This is a genomic window from Klebsiella sp. HMSC09D12, assembly GCF_001808475.1.
Taxonomy (GTDB): domain Bacteria; phylum Pseudomonadota; class Gammaproteobacteria; order Enterobacterales; family Enterobacteriaceae; genus Klebsiella; species Klebsiella oxytoca.
Genome location: NZ_KV793465.1, coordinates 17856 through 35646, shown reverse-complemented (window position 1 = coordinate 35646; position 17791 = coordinate 17856). Strand labels below are relative to the sequence as shown.

Here is a 17791-nt window from a genome sequence, read left to right as displayed (position 1 = left end):
TTGTCTATTTCACGGGAACAAACTGCTCGCCCTGCCAGAGCGCGACCCGTCCTTTTTTGTCAGCCACATTGACGCGCGTAAAGCGGCGCTCTTTTCCGGGCATCAGGAAGTAGTTTTCTTTGCAATCCTTACCATCCGCCGGTTTCAGGCACGGGCCATAGGCCAGAATGCGCAGGGTGGCGTTGCCGGTATTGGTCAACGTGCCGTTGGCGTACTGATAGCGGTAATTCACTTTTCTCGGGGCCACCACCAGGATGGTGCCGATGCGTGCCGAAGCCGTGGCTACCGCGCTGCGGGTCGAGCCGTTGCGCTGGGCATCGCTGAGCGCCTGATCGAACCAGACGATGCGGTAATAGCGCTCTTTATCGTCCGCCGGGCCTTTATAGAAAAAGCGGATCACGTCGCTGGCCTTCGCGGGCAGCAGCAGGCTGGCAGGGGTCAGTAAAATCTCGTCCTGCTTATCCATCGGGATCACCTTACCGCCATCCAGCGGCGAAGAGAGGCGTTCCATATGGATGTTGATTAAGCGACCGCTGTCGGTCGTATTTTTGATCTCTTTGCTCAGCGTGCTGCTGTCGCTGTTCATAAACGAAGAGATATCGCCCACATCCAGCGCCAGGGCAGGCGTCATTGTGCTGAGCAACAGGCCGATGGCCAGAATGTGTTTTTTCATATCATTTCATTCCGTGAAAGAAAGCAGGGGGAGAACCCCCTGCCTGGTGCTACGAGAGGATCAGCTGGTCCAGGTGGCGTCGAACTGTACGCTGACGTCACCGCTCCAGATACCTTCCGGCAGCGTGCTGTAGTCAGTAACGGCAGTTGTGCCGTTGGTGGTGCCGCTGATGATGGAGAACGTGAAGCCGTCCTGAGCGGTGGTGCGACCAGCGGTGTTATAGCCGTTAGACAGCGCGCTGAGGTTGCCGCCCAGGGTGCCCGCAGCGGTGTCGATCATGACGGTGTCAGCCGTTTTTTCGACCGCAGCGCCGTTGTAGTCAACGCCCACGCTCAGGGTGGAACCAGAGGTATCCAGCTGAGTCAGGGTATTGGTGATCAGACGAGAGGTCAGCTTGAATGCGGTCGCGGTGGTGTCACCTTCAATAGCCACATCAAACAGGCCTTTCTGTGAGTTAAAGCCTTTAACCCCTTCAGCATACTGGAAAGCCAGGCTGCCCAGCGGAGTCACAACCAGCTTGCTGGTTGTGTCTTTTTTGGCGGTTGCGGACCAGGTAGCGACTGCCTGAGCAGTAACGTCAGCTGCCTGAGCGACACCCATACCGGCAAACGCGGTTACCAGAGCAATTGCAAGAACCTTTTTTTTCATAGCTTTTTCATCCTGAGTTTATTAAGGGACCTGATGTCCCACGTCTGTGTGCATTCCCGCCATAGTTCAGGCCGCATCATTATTATCTGCGACGCAAATTATTTTGGGTGTTACGACCTGGTGCACAATTTTTAAATACAACGTTTATTACTAATTACAGCGCTAACTTATATATTTTTGAATACAATTTGGCCTCAGCATTTCGCCGATGGGTATAGACTGTTTTCACACTACAATTCTCAATTTTGGCGATAGATTTCGGATGCATTCCCTGCGCCGTCATACGAATTATCTGCATTTCCCGGTTAGTAATTTTATCTTTCTTTATATCTTTACGTAGAAAACGGCCATTGATAACGTAAGCCAGCTCCTGACGAATATCCTTAGCTAAGTCTACGTAGACCACGCCTCGAATGGAGCCATTGTAATACCAGTAATTGGCCAGCGCCTCCGAGCGCCTTGCAGCAATAAGTACAATCTGCTTTCCTTTCATTTCAGCCAACCACTCATTATCGCGGCGGATAAAATAATTCAGCGAACTGGCGCTAAGGTTAATAAATACAAATTCCCGGCGTACCTTTTCTAGTGAAAGATAGATTAAGTCATCGATATCCAGAATAAGCTCAGCGAGACCTTTTAAAAAAAAGCTATCATGCGCCGGCCAGATGCACTGATCTAAAGAATATTTATAATCCATATAGTGTTAAACCCCATAGTCCTGGAAATCTTGAACGTATCACAACACTGCTGATAGCCCAGGCCTGCAAAGTCTAATTCAGCAAATTCCCTCTTATAAATATATCCAATCTAAAACCACAAAATAGTATTGCTTGAGGCAAAGAACACTAAATGACTTGCTTGTTTCTTGTGTCACCAAATTTAGGATTTTTCGCCATGTGTGTCAATAAGTGCGCTGGGGGCTAATTACCGACCAGGTCAATTTAAGCCTGAAGAATAAAAATAAGGATATTGAGTTAAACACAAAAAGTATTTGTTTTCATATGGTTATTGGTGGGATATGCGTCGATTCTTAAGTGAATATTATATGTTCCAGGATCTTAGCTATTAGCTGTTAAGACTATTCTTAACCGCACTTTCATTCGAAAAAGCAAAAAAACCGAAGAAATTCAAAAAATAAGAAGAAAAAACCAATAATCAACACAAAAATAGTGGTTAATTTCATTAATTAGCGTAAATAATGAAATTATGCTCCGCACGAAAGGTATAGTCGCCGACAAAAAATTTAGCGCGGTGAATCGTAAACAAGCACGAAAAGATTATCTATTCGGTTAAATCGACTCAGAAAGAAGATTTGCACGAACATCCTGAGGCCTTGCTTTGCGCCAGCGGCAATAAAACCGTTGCGGCTAATGTCGCATAAAACGCGGCATCTCTATCAGATGAAATACGTATCATTCTTAATATCGTACGCATAGCGTATTAAAGGTAGGCTGAGTATTTTCAGACGCCGGATTGCCGATGCAAAAATGTGATCTCTGACGGAATTTTTCGTCATCCGTTACGCTGACTCACCGGTTCGTTCACTATTTGTTCGCCTTATTGTCATCTGGCAGTCATATAAAACACCATTAATAGTGCCCAGTTTACTGACGAATCTGGACGCACTTATGAACAGTTCCCTGGCTGCGGTTGCAGAAACCGATTATCAACCGTTTACGCCGCCGTTTATCGACCGGCAGCGTAAGGTCCTGAGCGTACGCAACCTGAGTAAAGCCTGGCGCGCGCAGCAAACCGTACTGGATAGCATCAGTTTCGATCTGCATGCGGGCGAATTGGTTGGCGTGATCGGTCGCTCCGGCGCCGGAAAATCAACGCTTTTGCACGTCATTAACGGTACCCATCGCGCCAGCGGCGGCGAAATCCTCAGCTTCCCGGAAGGAGGGACGCCGCAGGACGTATCAAAGCTGTCCGGGCGGGCGATGAACGCCTGGCGTAGCCAGTGCGGTATGATTTTCCAGGATTTTTGCCTGGTTCCGCGTCTCGACGTGTTGACCAACGTGCTGCTGGGACGCCTGAGCCAAACCTCAACCCTGAAATCATTATTCAAAATCTTCCCCGACGCCGACCGCGCCCGCGCTATCTCCCTGCTGGAATGGATGAATATGCTGCCGCATGCGCTGCAGCGAGCGGAAAATCTCTCCGGCGGCCAGATGCAGCGCGTGGCCATTTGCCGGGCCCTGATGCAAAACCCGGGGATTTTGCTGGCCGATGAACCGGTCGCCTCTCTCGACCCGAAAAATACGCAGCGGATCATGAATGTCCTGCGCGAAATTAGCGAACAGGGCATCAGCGTGATGGTAAACCTGCATTCGGTGGAGCTGGTGCGAGAATACTGCACGCGGGTTATCGGCATAGCCAAAGGCAAGATTATTTTTGACGACCATCCCACGCAGCTGAATCAGGATATTCTGCATCGGCTGTATGGCGATGAAATTAGCCAATTGCATTAATTTCACTCACACGGGCAAAATAATGAAAAAGTACATCACTGGCGCAGTTCGTTTATCCGCAGCGGTTGCAGGCATTATGATGGCGTGGCAGGCAAGCGCTGCTGAACAACCGAAGGAATTAAACCTGGGTATCCTTGGCGGTCAGAACGCAACGCAGCAAATTGGCGACAACCAGTGCGTTAAGCAATTCCTTGATAAAGAGCTGAAGGTCGATACAAAATTACGTAACTCCTCCGACTATTCCGGCGTCATTCAGGGATTACTGGGTGGCAAAGTTGACGTGGTATTAAGTATGTCGCCGTCTTCTTACGCCTCCGTTTATATTAACAATCCGCAAGCGGTCGATATTGTTGGGATTGCCGTAGATGATAAAGACGGGTCCCGCGGCTACCACTCGGTGGTGATTGTCAAAGCGGACAGCCCGTATAAAAAGTTAGAGGATCTGAAGGGCAAAGCGTTTGGCTTCGCCGACCCGGATTCCACTTCCGGCTTTTTAATTCCTAACCACGCCTTTAAACAGCAGTTCGGCGGCACCGCGGATAATAAATATAATAACTTCTTCTCCAGCGTGACCTTCTCCGGCGGCCACGAGCAGGATATTCTCGGCGTGCTGAACGGTCAGTTTGCCGGTGCGGTGACCTGGACCTCCATGGTCGGTGACTATAATAGCGGCTACAGCGTCGGCGCCTTCAACCGCCTGATTCGCATGGATCATCCGGATTTGATGAAGCAAATCCGCATTATCTGGCAATCGCCGCTGATCCCGAACGGCCCGATCCTGGTCAGCAATTCCCTGCCTGCTGATTTTAAGGCCAAAGTCATTACCGCGATTAAAAAGCTGGATACCGAGGATCACGCCTGCTTTATTAAAGCGATGGGCGGCACGCAGCATATCGGCCCGGGCAGCGTGGCTGATTTTCAGCAGATTATTGATATGAAACGCGAACTGGTTAGCGCGCGTTAATCCCACCCTGACGCTGCCGCCCGGCGAGTGTCGCGGGGGGCAGCGACTCGTTGAAGACACAGCGACGCATGAATAACACCCACACCCAATTCGAACGCTACTATCAGCAGGTACGCTCGCGGCAAAAGCGCGATACCTTTAGCGGGTCCCTGCTGCTGCTGGTACTCTATTTTGCCGCCGGCAGCCTGGCCGAGTTTAATCTCCTTACCATCTGGCACTCGCTGCCCAATTTTCTCGATTACCTGTTTGAGACGTTGCCCACGCTGCACATCGCCGATCTGTTTGCCGATTCGCATACTAAGGGCTCTCTGGCTTACTGGGGCTATCGCCTGCCGATTCAGCTACCGCTTATCTGGGAAACGCTGCAGCTGGCGCTGGCGTCGACGCTGGTTGCGGTGGTGATTGCCACCCTGCTGGCGTTCGTTGCCGCTAATAATGCCTGGTCCCCTGCCCCGCTGCGTGTTGCCGTCCGCGTGCTGGTGGCTTTTCTGCGCACCATGCCGGAGCTGGCGTGGGCGGTGATTTTCGTGATGGCTTTTGGTATCGGCGCCATCCCCGGCTTCCTGGCATTAATGCTGCACACTATCGGCAGCCTGACCAAGCTGTTCTATGAAGCGGTAGAGAGCGCCCAGGATAAACCGGTGCGCGGCCTGGCCGCCTGCGGCGCGTCGCATCTGCAGCGTATCCGCTTTGCCCTGTGGCCGCAGGTCAAACCCATCTTCCTCTCATACGGCTTTATGCGCCTCGAAATTAACTTCCGCTCCTCAACCATCCTTGGGCTGGTGGGCGCGGGCGGCATCGGCCAGGAGCTGATGACCAATATCAAACTGGACCGTTACGATCAGGTCAGCATCACGCTGCTGCTGATTATTCTCGTGGTCTCGCTGCTGGATATGCTGTCCGGCCGCCTGCGGCAGTGGGTTCTGGAGGGGAAAAAATGAGTCAGTGGCAAAATCAACCGGATATCGCCGCCAGCCGTCGCCGGCATCGGCATTTGTATCAGGCCCAGGGGCGCTATCTGCGCTATATCGGCCTGCTGACGCTGGCCTGCCTGCTCTACTATATCTGGTTCTTTATGCAGTTCGGCATCAGCGGCGAGCAGCTCGCCAGCGGACTGGAGCAAATCAGTCGCTATCTGTTGCGGATGTTCGTCTGGCACGACTTTTTTAACTGGCCGTTCCGCTATTACTTCACGCAAATCGCTATTACCCTGGCGATTGTTTTCGCCGGGACGCTTACCGCGACGGTTATCGCCCTGCTGCTCTCTTTCCTGGCGGCGCGCAACATTATGCGTGGCGTGATTCCGGGGACGATTGCCCTGCTGATGCGCCGGTTGTTCGACGTGCTGCGCGGTATCGATATGGCGATCTGGGGGCTGATTTTTGTCCGCGCGGTGGGGCTCGGGCCGCTGGCCGGGGTACTGGCGATAATCATGCAGGATACCGGGCTGCTGGGGCGTCTGTACGCTGAGGGGCACGAAGCGGTTGAGCGCTCGCCGGGACGCGGGCTGACGGCGGTAGGCGCGAACGGGTTACAGAAGCACCGTTTCAGCATTTTCACGCAATCTTTCCCCACTTTCCTGGCGCTGAGCCTGTATCAGATCGAATCGAATACCCGTTCCGCCGCGGTGCTCGGCTTTGTCGGCGCGGGAGGGATCGGCCTGATTTATGCGGAAAATATGCGTCTGTGGAACTGGGACGTGGTGATGTTTATTACCCTGCTGCTGGTGGCGGTGGTGATGGCGATGGATACGCTGTCCGCCTGGCTGCGCCGCCGCTATATTGGCGGCAGCGTGGTGCCGCTGTTTAAAGCGGATTAGTTTTTTCCGGATCGCGCTGCGCCTCCCCGGGGAAGTCTGATATCACAACATTCCCGGAGGCGGCGCTGCGCAGCTATCCGGGTTACCCAAACTGCACGAAAAAGTAGCCGGGTAAGGCGTTTACGCCCCCCCCGGGGGAAAATCACAGCCGCCACGTCAGTACCGGCCACTGATGCTGCGCATTCGCCGCCGTCAGCTGCGGACACGGGTTGACCAGCCGTACGCGATCGGCGCGCAGGCACAGCGGCAGATCGTTAATCGAATCGGTGTAGAAGGTCACCTCGCCCGAACAGGCGGGATGCGCCGCCAGCCACTGCTCAAGACGCACCACCTTCCCCTGCTGATAGCTCGGCGTACCGGCAATCACTCCGCTATAGCCGCCGTCCACCATCTCGACGTCAATGCCCAGCGCCTGCTCGATGCCCAGCTGCGCCGCAACTGCCTGTACCAGCAGGCTGACCGAGGCTGAGATCACCAGTATCTGCTCGCCCTTTGCCTGTAAAGTCCGAATCAGATCCCAGGCCTGCGGATAAACGCGCGGCATAATTTCTTCACGCACGCAGCGCGCCAGTAGCGCATCCACGTCCTGCTTTGCCACACCAACCAGCGGCGCCTGAATCAGAGCCACATAATCGGCGATATTCATCTCGCCGCGATCGTAATCGTCCATCAGCATCGCTTCCCGCGCCAGGTAATCGGCATCGTTTACCCACCCTTCGCGCACCATAAAGCGGCTCCACAGCGTACTGCTATCGCCCTTAATCAACGTATTATCCAGATCGAAAATGGTCAGCGTTTTACCCATCGTTTATTTTCCTTTATCGGCCACAGCGCCTCGCGCGAGCATGCGCAAGTAAAATGACAGCAGAATGAACCGGGCATAACGAGTCTCCTCTTCTATGCCAGTTATAACTGTTACCCATGTATCCGGTCTAAAGTGTTACCCATGTTTCCGGTTCATACCCTACGCTTATCCGGGCGACTCTCGGATGGATGCGCAGCGCCGCGTCCCTCATTATCCCCGCACGCTCATCACCAGCAGTACGGCTATCAGCAATAGCGGATAAATTCTCACATGCCAGCGATCCGGTAAACGCGCCAGCCAGCGGGAGGCTATTTTTAATCCCAGCCAGCTTCCCGCCACCAGCTGCGCCGCCGCCGATAGCCAGATGTTGCCGATAAACCCATTCGGTAACGCCACCGGCGACAGCCAGGCGAGCAATAGCCAGGTCAGCGTCGCCGTTGCCGCCAGCGGCAGCGTCAGCACGTTGGCCATCGCCGCTGCTTCGGACATCAGCACGCCGCGACGGCGCATCAGAGGAACGGTCATCACGCTTCCCCCCACGCCGAGAAAAGAGGCGATCAGGCCAATGATACCGCCTGTCGTAAGCTCATGTGGCACCGACGGCACCACCCGGCGGGAGGGCGGAGTCATAAATCCGGCGCGAAGGTAGCAATCGGCAACGGTTGCCAGCAGGTAGATAACGAACAGCCAGCGGATCCACTCCCCGCTCACCTCAAGCGCCAGCAGCGCGCCGGCGATGCCGCCAACGGCAATGCCGGTGAGCATGGCCCACAGACGACGCCAGCTCAGGGTGCCGGTACGCACGTGCCGCCAGGTCGCCAGCAGCGCGGAACAAAGCATAACCAGCGCCGAAGTGGCGACCGCGATTTGCATCGCCTGCTGTCCGACTGCGCTTTGCGCTCCCCACGCGCCGGTGACCAGTAAATAGAGCAGCGGGACGGTAACGAAACCGCCGCCGAAACCAAAGAGCCAGGTGGTCACGCCGGATAGCATGCCACACAGAAAAAGCCAGTCGCTCATTCGAACTCCTCCACAAAAGGAGGTAACGATATAGAATAACCTCATGGCCGGCTTACGCTTTAAAGCCAATCTATTACGAATTTCAGCCAGGGCAACTTTTTATGCGCAACGTTGCGATTAATGACGTCGATCATCTGCCTCGCCGGGTGCTGGCGCTGGGCAGCGACTACCCGCCCAATACGCTGCTGGAGCGCCACAGCCACCGCCGGGCGCAGTTTCTGTACGCGATGAACGGGTTAATGAAGGTCGAAACGGATGACGGCCAGTGGCTGGTCCCGCCGTTCAGCGGAGTATGGATCCCGGCGACAAAACCGCATCGCGTCTGGATGCCCGGCGTCAGCACCCACAGCCTGTATATTGATGCGCAGATCGCCCCGCGTGATAGCGAGCGCTGCGAAGTGTTACAGGTTTCTCCGCTGACCCATCAGCTCCTGCTGGCCGCCTGCCAGCTGCCGCTGCTGTATGAAGAGAGCGGGCGCGATGCCGCCCTGATTGCGCTCCTGCTCCATGAACTGGGCGCCGCCGCGCCGCTGCCGATGTTTACCCCGCTCCCGCAGAACAGCCACCTCGCGGCGCTATGCGGCGATTTTCAGCGACAGCCCAGTATCCGCAGCACGCCGCAGCAGTGGGCGCAAAAGCTGAGCAAAAGCGTACGCACCTTTAATCGTCTGTTTCGCCGGGAGACCGGGATGGCGTTTTGCGACTGGCGCCAGCAGGCGTGCCTGATGTACGCCATGACGGCGCTGCGTGAAGGGGATTCGATTACCGAAGTCGCGCTGAGTCTGGGCTATGAGTATCCGGCCGCCTTTACCGCGATGTTCCGCAAAGCGATGGGCTATTCGCCGATGGCCTTTATCCGCCAGATCAACGGCGGACCGGCAAACGCCAGTCCGCAATAATCGCGACTTACTCTGCTGCGCGATTCAGCCAGTCGAACAGATTATCCACCGAAAGCTGCGCGGGCGCGCGCGTTGCTGGCTGCCCCGCTTTAAGCAGCAGCAACGTCGGCAGGCCGCGCACGCCGAGCGTGGTCGCCAGATCCTGATGCTGGTCGGCATCCAGATAGCGCGTATCCAGTTGAGCAATTCGCGAGCTGAGTTTCTCATGCGCCAGCAGTTGCCAGAGCTTGCGGCAGTGCACGCAGCGCTCCGCGCCTACGAACAGCAGCACGGGCCTTTTACTCTCCAGCTCGCTCGCCGCGCTTATCGGCGTGAACGCGCTTTCCGCGACGCGGAACAGCTTCGGACTGCGGCGCAGGGTATCGTTATCGGTTGCCACGCACAGCGCATCGGCGCTCTTACTGTACGGCTGTACGCCCGCCACCCGCACCACGCTTTGCGCCGGTCCCGCTGCCGCCGCACCGGGCTGGCGCAGGGTTCGTACATCGACCGCCGCAATCGGCGTCTCCTGCGGCTGCGCCAGCTGCGGGATCCAGGCGTAGGGAATGCGGTAGGCGCGATAGACCATATTGTTGTTCAGCGTCTTGCCCCAGAACGGCGAAAGATATTCCCAGACAATTTCGTGATCGCGGGTCACTTCAAAAATGCGCCCGTTCGATCCTTCGTTAATCAGGGTATTGCCGTTTTCCAGGCGCTGCATATTGCTGATGTACGGGCTGTAAAAGCGGTACGAATCGGTCGGCTGCGGCAAATCCGCTTCATAAGGCGAATAGCGCCATTCGATATCAAGGGTCAGCGGATTGATCTCCAGGATCCGGGAGTAATCGCGCCAGGCGTTTTTCACTCCGTCCGCCGATGCCGGATTCGGCGCGCCGTATCCGGCCCAGCCGCCGTTATCGAAAATCAGGATATTGCCCGCGCCCGGTAGCCCCTGCGGGATCATATGCGCATGATGCTGGCCGATAATCCAGCCGATGTGTTTCAACTCCGGTTTGCTGTAGTCCGGGCCCAGCTGCCAGACGATCTTGCCGCTCTGTTTGTCGATAATGGCGATAATGTTGGATTCACGGGCGTCCCAGATAATGTTGTCGGGATGAAAACGCGCATCGCCAGCGTCATACCACTTATTCGGCCCCAGCGCCGACATCGAATTGATATGCATCCAGTCGCCCATTCCACCGCCGCTGGCGCGCATATTCGGATTGTTGTAGAGCGCGGTACGCGCCGCGTCGTCGAAACCCAGCTCGTGGAAATGGTCGCTGCAGCGCCACTCCCACACCACGTTGCCCTGCCAGTCAACTTCAATAATGGTGTCGTCCAGCAGCAGCTTGTCGGAGATCGCTTCGTTCAGCAGGTTGGTATGGGCGAGGATCAGGGTATTGCCGCCATCCACCTGCGGCTCCAGCCCCGGCGCGTAATAGCCCACCGGATTGCCTGCCCGCTGATAGTCGTGATGAGCTCGCGCCATCCAGCGCGTTTCATTGCCGGGATCGCTCACCTGCTCATAGCGATCGAATTTCCAGGTCACATTGCCTTCCCAGTCCACCTGGATCAGATCGAGCATATCCTGCATGCCGTAGCGCGGATCGCGCTCGCCGCTGTGGCCAAGGATGGCGCCGCCGGGCAGGATTTTATTGGGAAATCCATGCAGTTCAGGCCATTCGCGTACCACGTGACCGTTCATATCCACCAGCACCGCGCCGTGTTCGGTGGCCTGGAAAAGGGTGTAGCCGCTCCAGGCGCGCTGCGGATCGTAGAGGGTGGCGCCGGTCGGGAAGACGGAGGGGTGTCCCATAAGTTGCTCCTTACATTAAAGAATCAGGCAGAAGTAATCAGATTGCGTATCTGGCGGCAGGCGGCGGTAAACGCGGCATCATCGCGCTGGCGCGGATGGGGCAGCGCCAGGCTTACCACTTCCCGTATCCGCCCCGGACGCGGCGAGAGCACAACGACCCGGTCGGCCAGGGCGACGGCTTCTTCCACATCGTGCGTCACCAGCAGCGTGGTGGTTCCCGCGCGCTGATGTATCTGTAAAAGTTCCTGCTGCAGGGTATGGCGCGTCAGGGCATCCAGCGCGCCGAAAGGCTCATCGAGCATCAGAATCTGCGGACGGGCCACCAGGCCGCGGGCAATGGCGACCCGCTGGGCCATACCGCCGGAGAGCTGCGCGGGCAGTGCGTTGGCGAATTCGCTGAGCTGCACGCGTTCCAGCATTTCCAGCGCCCGCTGGCGCTTATCCGCCCGGCTGAGCTTTTCATCCGCCAGACCGAGCATCACGTTGTCGAGCACCTTCAGCCACGGAAACAGGCGCGGCTCCTGAAATACGATGCCGCGCTCTTTGCCCACGCCGGTGACCGGCTCGCCGTTAATGCGAATTTCGCCCTGGGTCGCTGACTCCAGGCCTACCAGCATCCGCAGCAGCGTCGATTTACCGCAGCCGCTGCTGCCCACCAGCGCCACCAGTTCACCGGCGGCGATATCCAGGCTGAAATTCTGTAGCGCCGTTACCTGTTGCCAGGATTTACGCACGTGGCGAAAAGAGACCAGAGTTGAAGAGGTCATAGCTGCTCCTGTTGACGCCAGCGGGTGGCGCGCATTTCCAGTAAACGTCCGGCTTTATCCAGCGCCGCGCCGGTGATACCGACCAGCACCATGCCGCAGAGAATGGTGGGCATATCCAGCAGCTGCTGGGCGTTGATCATCAGGCTGCCGATGCCGACGCCGGAGGACATGAAATATTCCGCGCCGATATTGCCAAGCCAGGCGTAAATCAGCGCCAGCCGTAGACCGGCGAAGATCCCCGGCGCCGCGCCGGGAAGAATAACCCTGCGCAGGCGCGCTAATTCGCCCAGGCGCAGTACCCTGGCCACTTCATCGAGCTGCGGGTTACGCTGCAGCACGGCCTGCAGCGTGCTGAAGAACATCGGAAAGAACGACGCCAGCGCGATAAAGACGATTTTGCCGCCGTTATCGTTGCCCACCCATGCGGTCAGCAGCGGTAGCCAGGCAAACAGGGCGATATGGCGCAGCACGTTTAACGTGGGCGTGAAGATTTGCCCGGCGCGCGGGCGCAGCGCCAGCAGCAGTCCGCAGAGCAGGCCGCTCGTAATCCCCAGCGCGCCGCCGACAAAGGCCCGTCCGAGACTGGCCAACATCGCCGTAGTCAGCTCCCCGCTCAGGATGCCCTGAATAAAGCGCACCGCTACCGCCAGCGGCGAAGAGAACAAGGCTTCATCAATCCAGCCTGACTGGCTGGCCAGCTGCCACAGCGCCAGCAGAACTAACGGCAGCTGCAGCGCCCGCCAGCTGGCCTGCGGTTTCCACGCCAGGCGTCCGGCGGCAGGCTGCGGCCAGAACACCAGCCGGGAACAGGCCCGGTTCGCCGCCCACTCCATCAGCATGCCGCTCAGGCCAACCACCGCAATGGTGACGAAGACGATATCCAGCTGAAACAGCTGACGACCCCAGACCATCAGGTAGCCAATACCTTCCGAAGAAGCCAGCAGTTCCACGACGATAAGCGACACCCAGGCCTGCGATAGCGCCAGACGCAGGCCGGTAAACCAGCCCGGCAGGCTTGCCGGGATCACCAGCCAGCGCAGCCGCTGCCAGCGGGAAAAATTCATTACTCTTGCGGCTTCGCTCAGGGTCAACGGCACGCCGGCCACCGCCTGCTGCGTATTAATGGTCATCGGTACTACGGTGGTTTTGACGATCACCGCCAGCTTGAGGCCGTTATCGATCCCGAACAGCACCATAAACAGCGGGATCCAGCCGAGCGTCGGGATTTGCGCCAGCGCGTAAAACAGCGGTTCCACCCGCTGCGCGGCGGCCGGCACCAGGCCGAACAGCGCCCCGAGCAGCGTGCCTGCGATGGCGCCCAGCAGCAGGCCAAGCACCAGATGCTGAAGGCTGAATCCCCACTGCGCCAGTAGATCGCCGCTCAGCAGCGACAGGGCAGTATCGGCAACCACCGACGGCGCGGGCAAAATTTGCTCCGGCATCCATCCCTCGCGCGCGGCGATGTACCACAGCAGCAGCAGTAACGCAGGCAGCAGCCACGGCCAGCCGTTAAGCCTGAACCCCGGCCTGCCGGGAGCATCCGTTCTTAAGATCATCTGCGACATTTCGGTCCACTTTTCAGTCAGTCATGTCGCTATCAAAACGTGCCTCACGCTTCACCGCCATTGCGTAAGGCGAATAATCGCGATGCATCAAATGCATTTCAGCCTGGCGGGCACGCGGCTTCTGATTTAGCTTTTTTTCGGCAATGCTTGGCGAATAAAAGCATTTAACACGTTACCCGTCGGCTCTTTAGGGTGAGAAAAAACTCAAGGGAGCAACACGTTATGATGAAAGCAATATTCAACCGCACCTTGCTGGCGCTGGTCGCGGTCATCGGCCTGGCGTCCAGCGTCCAGGCCGAAACGCTACGCACTATCCGCATCGGCGTGCCGGACCAGAGCGCGGGCAGTAAACCCTTTATTGAGGGGCCGGTCGGCATGGCGTTTATCCGCCATCAGCTGGAAGAGGTGTTTAAGCCGCAGGGCGTGGAAGTGCAGTGGCAGTTTTTCAAAGGCGCCGGTCCGGCAGTAAATGAAGCGTTAGCCAACCGCCAGCTGGATTTTGTCTACCTCGGCGATCTGGCGGCGATTATCGGTAAGGCCAACGGGCTGCCGACGCGCCTGCTGCTGGGCAGCCGGGGTTCGGAATCTTACCTCGCGGTGACCAAAGCTTCCGGGATTAAAACCCTCGCCGATCTGAAAGGCAAACGGGTGGCGGTTTATCGCGGCACGGCGGACCAGCTGGCCTTTGACCGGGCGCTGCAAACCGTCGGCCTCAACGAGCGCAGCCTGCAGGTGATCAACCTCGACTGGAACGCCGGCAAAGCGGCGCTGGCGGCCGGTCGCGTCGATGCGGTGTGGGGCGGCGTTTCGCTGCTGGCGCTACGCGGCGATAAGATTGATGTGGTCGTCAAAAGCGGTGACTCCGGCCGCCAGAACACCACTCAGGCCGGGTTCCTCGGCACGCAGACGTTTATAGACGCCTGGCCGCAGGCGACCCAGCAGATCGTTAACGTGTTGGTGAAGAACGCCGCTGAAATCAGTGACCCCGCCAATCGCGACGCCTGGTCCGCCGAGATGGCGCAGCAGAGCCAGATCCCGCAGGCGCTGTTTCTCGAAGAGCTGCAGCCGCAGGATCTGAACTTTACCACCTCGCCGCGCATCGACCCGTTCCTGACCGCCAGCTTTAGCAGCAGCGTCGGGCAGGCTCACTCGGGCCGCCTGATCCGCAGCGCTTTCGACGTCAGCCAGTGGGTGGACGGCCAGTTTGTCGAGCGGCGCTGAAAGCCCAGCAGCTGGAAAATCGTTGGCCGCAGTACGATGCCCAAGGCCAGGCGAAAAACGCCGGTTAACTCCCCTCCTCCTGGGCCAGCAGCTGCAGCTGATGCTGACGATCGGTATGGAGGATCATCTCTATCAGTTTCGCAACCAGCGGCGGCTGAGCCGCATGAACCGGAGAGATAATGGCAAACCGGGTCTGCATCAGCCGCCACTCTTCAGGCAGATCGCTGAGCTCCAGCTTAACCAGCCGATGGCTGTGCTGGCATAGCGCGAAGCCATCCTCGCTGGCGAAGCTAATCGCATTGGTTCGCGCCAGGGTCGAAAGCAGCGCGTAGATATGGTCGCACTGAATCGCCGGCGCGAAGTCCTGCTGCTGGCTGAGGGTCGCCAGCACTTTGCGCACGCCCGGCGGCAGATAGGGTGCCGCAAAGGGGTAACGCAGCATCGCCTGAATAGAGACCGGACCCTGTTTTGCCAGCGGATGCCCGGCATGGCAGACGAAAAAGCAGCGCTGCGGGCTGAGTGGCTGAACGCGCAGCTGCGGGTCGAGCTCGGCCTGCCAGCTGTCGGCGACGACAAAAGGATAGCTCTGGGAGGTGAGCGCGTGATGCAGAGCCAGCCAGTTATCAATCTGAAAGCGCACCCTCGCCTGCGGCAAAAGACGATGAAACTCGCCGATGGCAGCCGGAATCAGCCTCGCGGCGGGGGCCGGGCCGCAGCCAAAGGCGACCTCGCCGGTTTGCGCATCGTCCGCTTCGCGCAGCTGGCTGCTGAGCTCGACGTTAAGTTCCTGAAAACGGCGGGCGTAGGGCAGCAGCTTTTGCCCGTGCAGAGTGAGCGTCGGTAGCTTGCTCTGCCGGTCAAATAAAGGATGCCCGACGCTCTGCTCCAGCGCCTGGATGCTGCGGCTGAATGCCGACTGCGACAGGCACACCGCCTCGGCCGCACGATTAAAACTGCCGTACTCAACGAGCGCCACAAAGTTGCGCAGTTGGCGAAAATCCAGATGCATTAGCCCGCCCCACTCTCTCTTTTATTCCTCAAAAGTACTGGAGGGGAGCCTGGCGGCGCAATGGCGGGATGATGAGGATCTTTCACCTTGAAGTGAATCTGCCCGGTTGCGTCACACGCGAATATTTGTGAAATATTGTTTCACGGAGAAAAAATTTATTAATACGATAAGTTCAGGTTGGCGTTAAATAATGCGCGTTATTTTTCACTGCACGATCCTGCCGCTATTAATTACGTAAGGTTTCGTAAATTTTGCGTTTGGTCATTCTGAGGCCGTAGCGAATCGGCTATAAAATATCACGGCCCGTTTTCAGTGACGAAAAACAATGATATGAAGCCCAGACTCTCTCACGCGCTACTGTTTGTTCCTTTTTTGCTTTTGGCAGGATGTTCATCCTCATCGAAACCGCATAAAACCGCCGCCCAGAGTAGTCACTCGACCATCGACGGAGGTTCAGACGATCTGATCCCGGTGATCGCCGCGCTGCACGATCAAATGCATACCTGGGAGGGAACGCCCTACGAATGGGGCGGGACGGAGCAAAGCGGCGTCGACTGCTCCGGGTTTGTCTGGCGCACGCTCAAAGATCGCTTCAACCTGCCGATGGAGCGCATTACGACGCGCGAGCTTCTGCATATGGGCGAGCGCGTAAGCCCGCGGCAGCTGCGGCCGGGAGATTTAGTCTTCTTCCGTATTAAAGGCGGCATGCACGTCGGTTTCTATGATACCGACCGTAATTTTCTTCATGCCTCCACCAGCCAGGGCGTGATGCGCTCTTCGCTGGATAATCCATACTGGCAATCGGTATTCTACCAGGCTCGCCGCCTGCCGAAGGAATATAACGCCCAGATAACCATGAATAACGATAATCTGCATCTGGCAAAAAATCGTTAATCACTCATAACAAAGCCACCCTGTCACCACGGCGGCTTTGTTGTCTGTTAGCTGTTAACTTATCAGAACTGATAGGTCATACCGACAGCAACGATATCATCATCGTTGATGCCGAGCTTATTATCGCTCTTCAGCTGGTTAATTTTGTAATCCACAAAGGCATTCATATTTTTGTTGAAGTAATACGTCACGCCAACGTCAATATAGTTGACCAGATCTTCGCTGCCTACGCCCTCAATATCCTTACCTTTTGACAGCACGTAGCCCAGGGACGGACGCAGCCCGAAATCGAACTGGTACTGCGCCACGGCTTCGAAGTTCTGCGCTTTATTGGCAAAACCGCCGCTGATTGGCGTCATTTTGCGGGTTTCTGAGTACATGGTCGCCAGGTAAATATTGTTGGCGTCATATTTCAGGCCGGTTGCCCAGGCTTCCGCTTTTTTACCCGTACCGCGAGACAGCAGGTTCTGGTCGTTCGTGCGATCGGAGCTGGTATAGGCCGCGCTGACGGCAAAGTCGCTGCCGCCGAAGTCGTAGCTTAGGGCGGTACCGAAACCGTCGCCGTTCTGTTTCTTCGCGTCGCGCCCTTCGTTTTTGCCCTGATATTGCAGGGTCAGATTCAGGCCATCTACCACGCCGAAGAAATCGGTGTTGCGCCAGGTGGCCAGGCCGCTGGCGCGTTTGGTCATAAAGTTATCGGTCTGCGCGGAAGAGTCGCCGCCGAATTCCGGGAACATATCGGTCCAGGCTTCGACGTCGTACAGCGCGCCGAGGTTACGACCATAGTCGAATGAGCCGTAGTTTTTCACTTTCACCCCGGCGAACGCCAGACGCGTTTTCTGCGTGGAGTCGCTTTCGGTTTTGTTGCCGGAGAACTCCGATTCCCAACGGCCGTAGCCGGTCAGATCGTCGTTAATCTGCGTTTCACCTTTAATGCCGAAACGAACGTAAGTCTGATCGCCATCTTTGCTGTCATAGTCGCTCATATAGTGCATCGCTTTGACTTTGCCGTAGACGTCCAGTTTATTACCGTTTTTATTATAAACTTCTGCCGCCTGGGTAGCCGAAGAAGCAATAAGACCCATCATCATTAATGCCAGTGAGCTCTTTTTCATTATTCAGTCCTGGTAATTTATTTATACGCGCTAATCAATTCCGGGCGGAAGCCCTGTCAAAAACTGCAGGTTTTTTAACGCTCTAATATTAAAAATTTATGACAACATGGAACTTTTACTTAAAAA

The 17791-nt window shown here is 56.8% G+C and carries 16 protein-coding genes and 1 pseudogene; 7 read left to right on the top strand and 10 right to left on the bottom strand.

Features of this window, described 5'->3' with window-relative positions; genetic code table 11:
- Positions 1 to 4: 4 nt before the first annotated feature.
- From HMPREF3178_RS10880 to ecpR, 3 genes are all read right to left on the bottom strand, one after another.
- Positions 5 to 673 carry an EcpB family pilus assembly chaperone gene (locus HMPREF3178_RS10880; protein WP_004099319.1) on the bottom strand — a complete coding sequence of 223 codons (669 nt, stop codon included), beginning with the start codon at positions 671 to 673 and terminating at the stop codon, positions 5 to 7.
- A gap of 60 nt (positions 674 to 733) precedes the next feature.
- On the bottom strand, positions 734 to 1321 hold the full coding sequence (gene ecpA, locus HMPREF3178_RS10875) for a common pilus major fimbrillin subunit EcpA (protein ID WP_004099318.1): 588 nt from the start codon (positions 1319 to 1321) through the stop codon (positions 734 to 736).
- Between the two features lie 154 nt (positions 1322 to 1475).
- Positions 1476 to 2018 carry an ECP biosynthesis operon DNA-binding transcriptional regulator EcpR gene (ecpR, locus tag HMPREF3178_RS10870; RefSeq protein WP_004099317.1) on the bottom strand — a complete coding sequence of 181 codons (543 nt, stop codon included), beginning with the start codon at positions 2016 to 2018 and terminating at the stop codon, positions 1476 to 1478.
- Positions 2019 to 2949: 931 nt separating this feature from the next.
- On the opposite strand from ecpR, the gene phnC reads away from it, so the two are divergent.
- From phnC to phnE (HMPREF3178_RS10850), 4 genes are all read left to right on the top strand, one after another.
- Positions 2950 to 3792, top strand: coding sequence for a phosphonate ABC transporter ATP-binding protein (gene phnC / locus HMPREF3178_RS10865; protein WP_004099316.1), 843 nt, complete (start codon positions 2950 to 2952; stop codon positions 3790 to 3792).
- A 22-nt stretch (positions 3793 to 3814) separates the two neighbouring features.
- Complete coding sequence (gene phnD / locus HMPREF3178_RS10860) at positions 3815 to 4756, top strand: phosphonate ABC transporter substrate-binding protein (protein ID WP_026056037.1); 942 nt, start codon at positions 3815 to 3817, stop codon at positions 4754 to 4756.
- Positions 4757 to 4824: 68 nt separating this feature from the next.
- Positions 4825 to 5697, top strand: a complete 873-nt coding sequence (phnE, locus tag HMPREF3178_RS10855) for a phosphonate ABC transporter, permease protein PhnE (protein WP_004099314.1) — start codon at positions 4825 to 4827, stop codon at positions 5695 to 5697.
- Positions 5694 to 6575, top strand: a complete 882-nt coding sequence (phnE, locus tag HMPREF3178_RS10850; protein ID WP_017146542.1) for a phosphonate ABC transporter, permease protein PhnE — start codon at positions 5694 to 5696, stop codon at positions 6573 to 6575. The genes phnE (HMPREF3178_RS10855) and phnE (HMPREF3178_RS10850) overlap by 4 nt, the downstream gene beginning before the upstream one ends.
- 142 nt (positions 6576 to 6717) lie before the next feature.
- Here the strand turns inward: phnE (HMPREF3178_RS10850) and HMPREF3178_RS10845 are convergent, their stop codons facing one another.
- Together HMPREF3178_RS10845 and HMPREF3178_RS10840 are read right to left on the bottom strand one after the other, a co-directional pair.
- Complete coding sequence (locus HMPREF3178_RS10845) at positions 6718 to 7380, bottom strand: HAD family hydrolase (protein WP_017146543.1); 663 nt, start codon at positions 7378 to 7380, stop codon at positions 6718 to 6720.
- Positions 7381 to 7590: 210 nt separating this feature from the next.
- Positions 7591 to 8400, bottom strand: a complete 810-nt coding sequence (locus HMPREF3178_RS10840) for a sulfite exporter TauE/SafE family protein (protein ID WP_016809785.1) — start codon at positions 8398 to 8400, stop codon at positions 7591 to 7593.
- A gap of 101 nt (positions 8401 to 8501) precedes the next feature.
- Between HMPREF3178_RS10840 and HMPREF3178_RS10835 the strand changes: the two genes are divergently transcribed.
- Positions 8502 to 9299, top strand: a complete 798-nt coding sequence (locus HMPREF3178_RS10835; RefSeq protein WP_004099307.1) for an AraC family transcriptional regulator — start codon at positions 8502 to 8504, stop codon at positions 9297 to 9299.
- 7 nt (positions 9300 to 9306) lie between these two features.
- Here HMPREF3178_RS10835 and HMPREF3178_RS10830 read toward each other — a convergent pair whose 3' ends face one another.
- Genes HMPREF3178_RS10830 through HMPREF3178_RS10820 form a run of 3 tightly spaced genes read right to left on the bottom strand, consistent with a single transcriptional unit; the run spans position 9307 to position 13426 of the window.
- Positions 9307 to 11094 (bottom strand): aryl-sulfate sulfotransferase, encoded by a 1788-nt coding sequence (locus tag HMPREF3178_RS10830; RefSeq protein ID WP_004099306.1) that lies wholly within the window; start codon positions 11092 to 11094, stop codon positions 9307 to 9309.
- Between the two features lie 23 nt (positions 11095 to 11117).
- Positions 11118 to 11861: an ABC transporter ATP-binding protein gene (locus HMPREF3178_RS10825; protein ID WP_017146544.1), complete on the bottom strand. Its 744-nt coding sequence runs from the start codon at positions 11859 to 11861 to the stop codon at positions 11118 to 11120.
- The gene (locus HMPREF3178_RS10820) at positions 11858 to 13426 is read right to left on the bottom strand and encodes an ABC transporter permease (protein ID WP_017146545.1); all 1569 of its coding nucleotides are present in this window, start codon (positions 13424 to 13426) and stop codon (positions 11858 to 11860) included. The genes HMPREF3178_RS10825 and HMPREF3178_RS10820 overlap by 4 nt, the downstream gene beginning before the upstream one ends.
- Before the next feature lie 222 nt (positions 13427 to 13648).
- Between HMPREF3178_RS10820 and HMPREF3178_RS10815 the strand changes: the two are divergent.
- Positions 13649 to 14715: pseudogene (locus tag HMPREF3178_RS10815) on the top strand (ABC transporter substrate-binding protein).
- Here HMPREF3178_RS10815 and HMPREF3178_RS10810 read toward each other — a convergent pair.
- Positions 14712 to 15656 (bottom strand): LysR family transcriptional regulator, encoded by a 945-nt coding sequence (locus HMPREF3178_RS10810; RefSeq protein ID WP_017146547.1) that lies wholly within the window; start codon positions 15654 to 15656, stop codon positions 14712 to 14714. The pseudogene HMPREF3178_RS10815 and the gene HMPREF3178_RS10810 overlap by 4 nt on opposite strands.
- A gap of 330 nt (positions 15657 to 15986) precedes the next feature.
- On the opposite strand from HMPREF3178_RS10810, the gene HMPREF3178_RS10805 reads away from it, so the two are divergent.
- The gene (locus HMPREF3178_RS10805; protein ID WP_004099299.1) at positions 15987 to 16550 is read left to right on the top strand and encodes a C40 family peptidase; all 564 of its coding nucleotides are present in this window, start codon (positions 15987 to 15989) and stop codon (positions 16548 to 16550) included.
- Positions 16551 to 16612: 62 nt separating this feature from the next.
- Here HMPREF3178_RS10805 and phoE read toward each other — a convergent pair whose 3' ends face one another.
- Positions 16613 to 17665, bottom strand: coding sequence for a phosphoporin PhoE (phoE, locus tag HMPREF3178_RS10800; RefSeq protein WP_004099298.1), 1053 nt, complete (start codon positions 17663 to 17665; stop codon positions 16613 to 16615).
- Positions 17666 to 17791: the final 126 nt, after the last annotated feature.

Excerpts from the sequence above, each read along its gene's own strand:
- HMPREF3178_RS10805 (WP_004099299.1), top strand. The coding sequence starts at position 15,987 with ATGAAGCCCAGACTCTCTCACGCGCTACTGTTTGTTCCTTTTTTGCTT.
- HMPREF3178_RS10830 (WP_004099306.1), bottom strand. The coding sequence starts at position 11,094 with ATGGGACACCCCTCCGTCTTCCCGACCGGCGCCACCCTCTACGATCCG.
- ecpA (WP_004099318.1), bottom strand. The coding sequence starts at position 1,321 with ATGAAAAAAAAGGTTCTTGCAATTGCTCTGGTAACCGCGTTTGCCGGT.
- HMPREF3178_RS10835 (WP_004099307.1), top strand. The coding sequence starts at position 8,502 with ATGCGCAACGTTGCGATTAATGACGTCGATCATCTGCCTCGCCGGGTG.
- HMPREF3178_RS10825 (WP_017146544.1), bottom strand. The coding sequence starts at position 11,861 with ATGACCTCTTCAACTCTGGTCTCTTTTCGCCACGTGCGTAAATCCTGG.
- phnE (WP_004099314.1), top strand. The coding sequence starts at position 4,825 with ATGAATAACACCCACACCCAATTCGAACGCTACTATCAGCAGGTACGC.
- phoE (WP_004099298.1), bottom strand. The coding sequence starts at position 17,665 with ATGAAAAAGAGCTCACTGGCATTAATGATGATGGGTCTTATTGCTTCT.
- HMPREF3178_RS10840 (WP_016809785.1), bottom strand. The coding sequence starts at position 8,400 with ATGAGCGACTGGCTTTTTCTGTGTGGCATGCTATCCGGCGTGACCACC.
- ecpR (WP_004099317.1), bottom strand. The coding sequence starts at position 2,018 with ATGGATTATAAATATTCTTTAGATCAGTGCATCTGGCCGGCGCATGAT.
- phnD (WP_026056037.1), top strand. The coding sequence starts at position 3,815 with ATGAAAAAGTACATCACTGGCGCAGTTCGTTTATCCGCAGCGGTTGCA.
- HMPREF3178_RS10845 (WP_017146543.1), bottom strand. The coding sequence starts at position 7,380 with ATGGGTAAAACGCTGACCATTTTCGATCTGGATAATACGTTGATTAAG.
- HMPREF3178_RS10880 (WP_004099319.1), bottom strand. The coding sequence starts at position 673 with ATGAAAAAACACATTCTGGCCATCGGCCTGTTGCTCAGCACAATGACG.
- HMPREF3178_RS10810 (WP_017146547.1), bottom strand. The coding sequence starts at position 15,656 with ATGCATCTGGATTTTCGCCAACTGCGCAACTTTGTGGCGCTCGTTGAG.
- phnE (WP_017146542.1), top strand. The coding sequence starts at position 5,694 with ATGAGTCAGTGGCAAAATCAACCGGATATCGCCGCCAGCCGTCGCCGG.
- HMPREF3178_RS10820 (WP_017146545.1), bottom strand. The coding sequence starts at position 13,426 with ATGTCGCAGATGATCTTAAGAACGGATGCTCCCGGCAGGCCGGGGTTC.
- phnC (WP_004099316.1), top strand. The coding sequence starts at position 2,950 with ATGAACAGTTCCCTGGCTGCGGTTGCAGAAACCGATTATCAACCGTTT.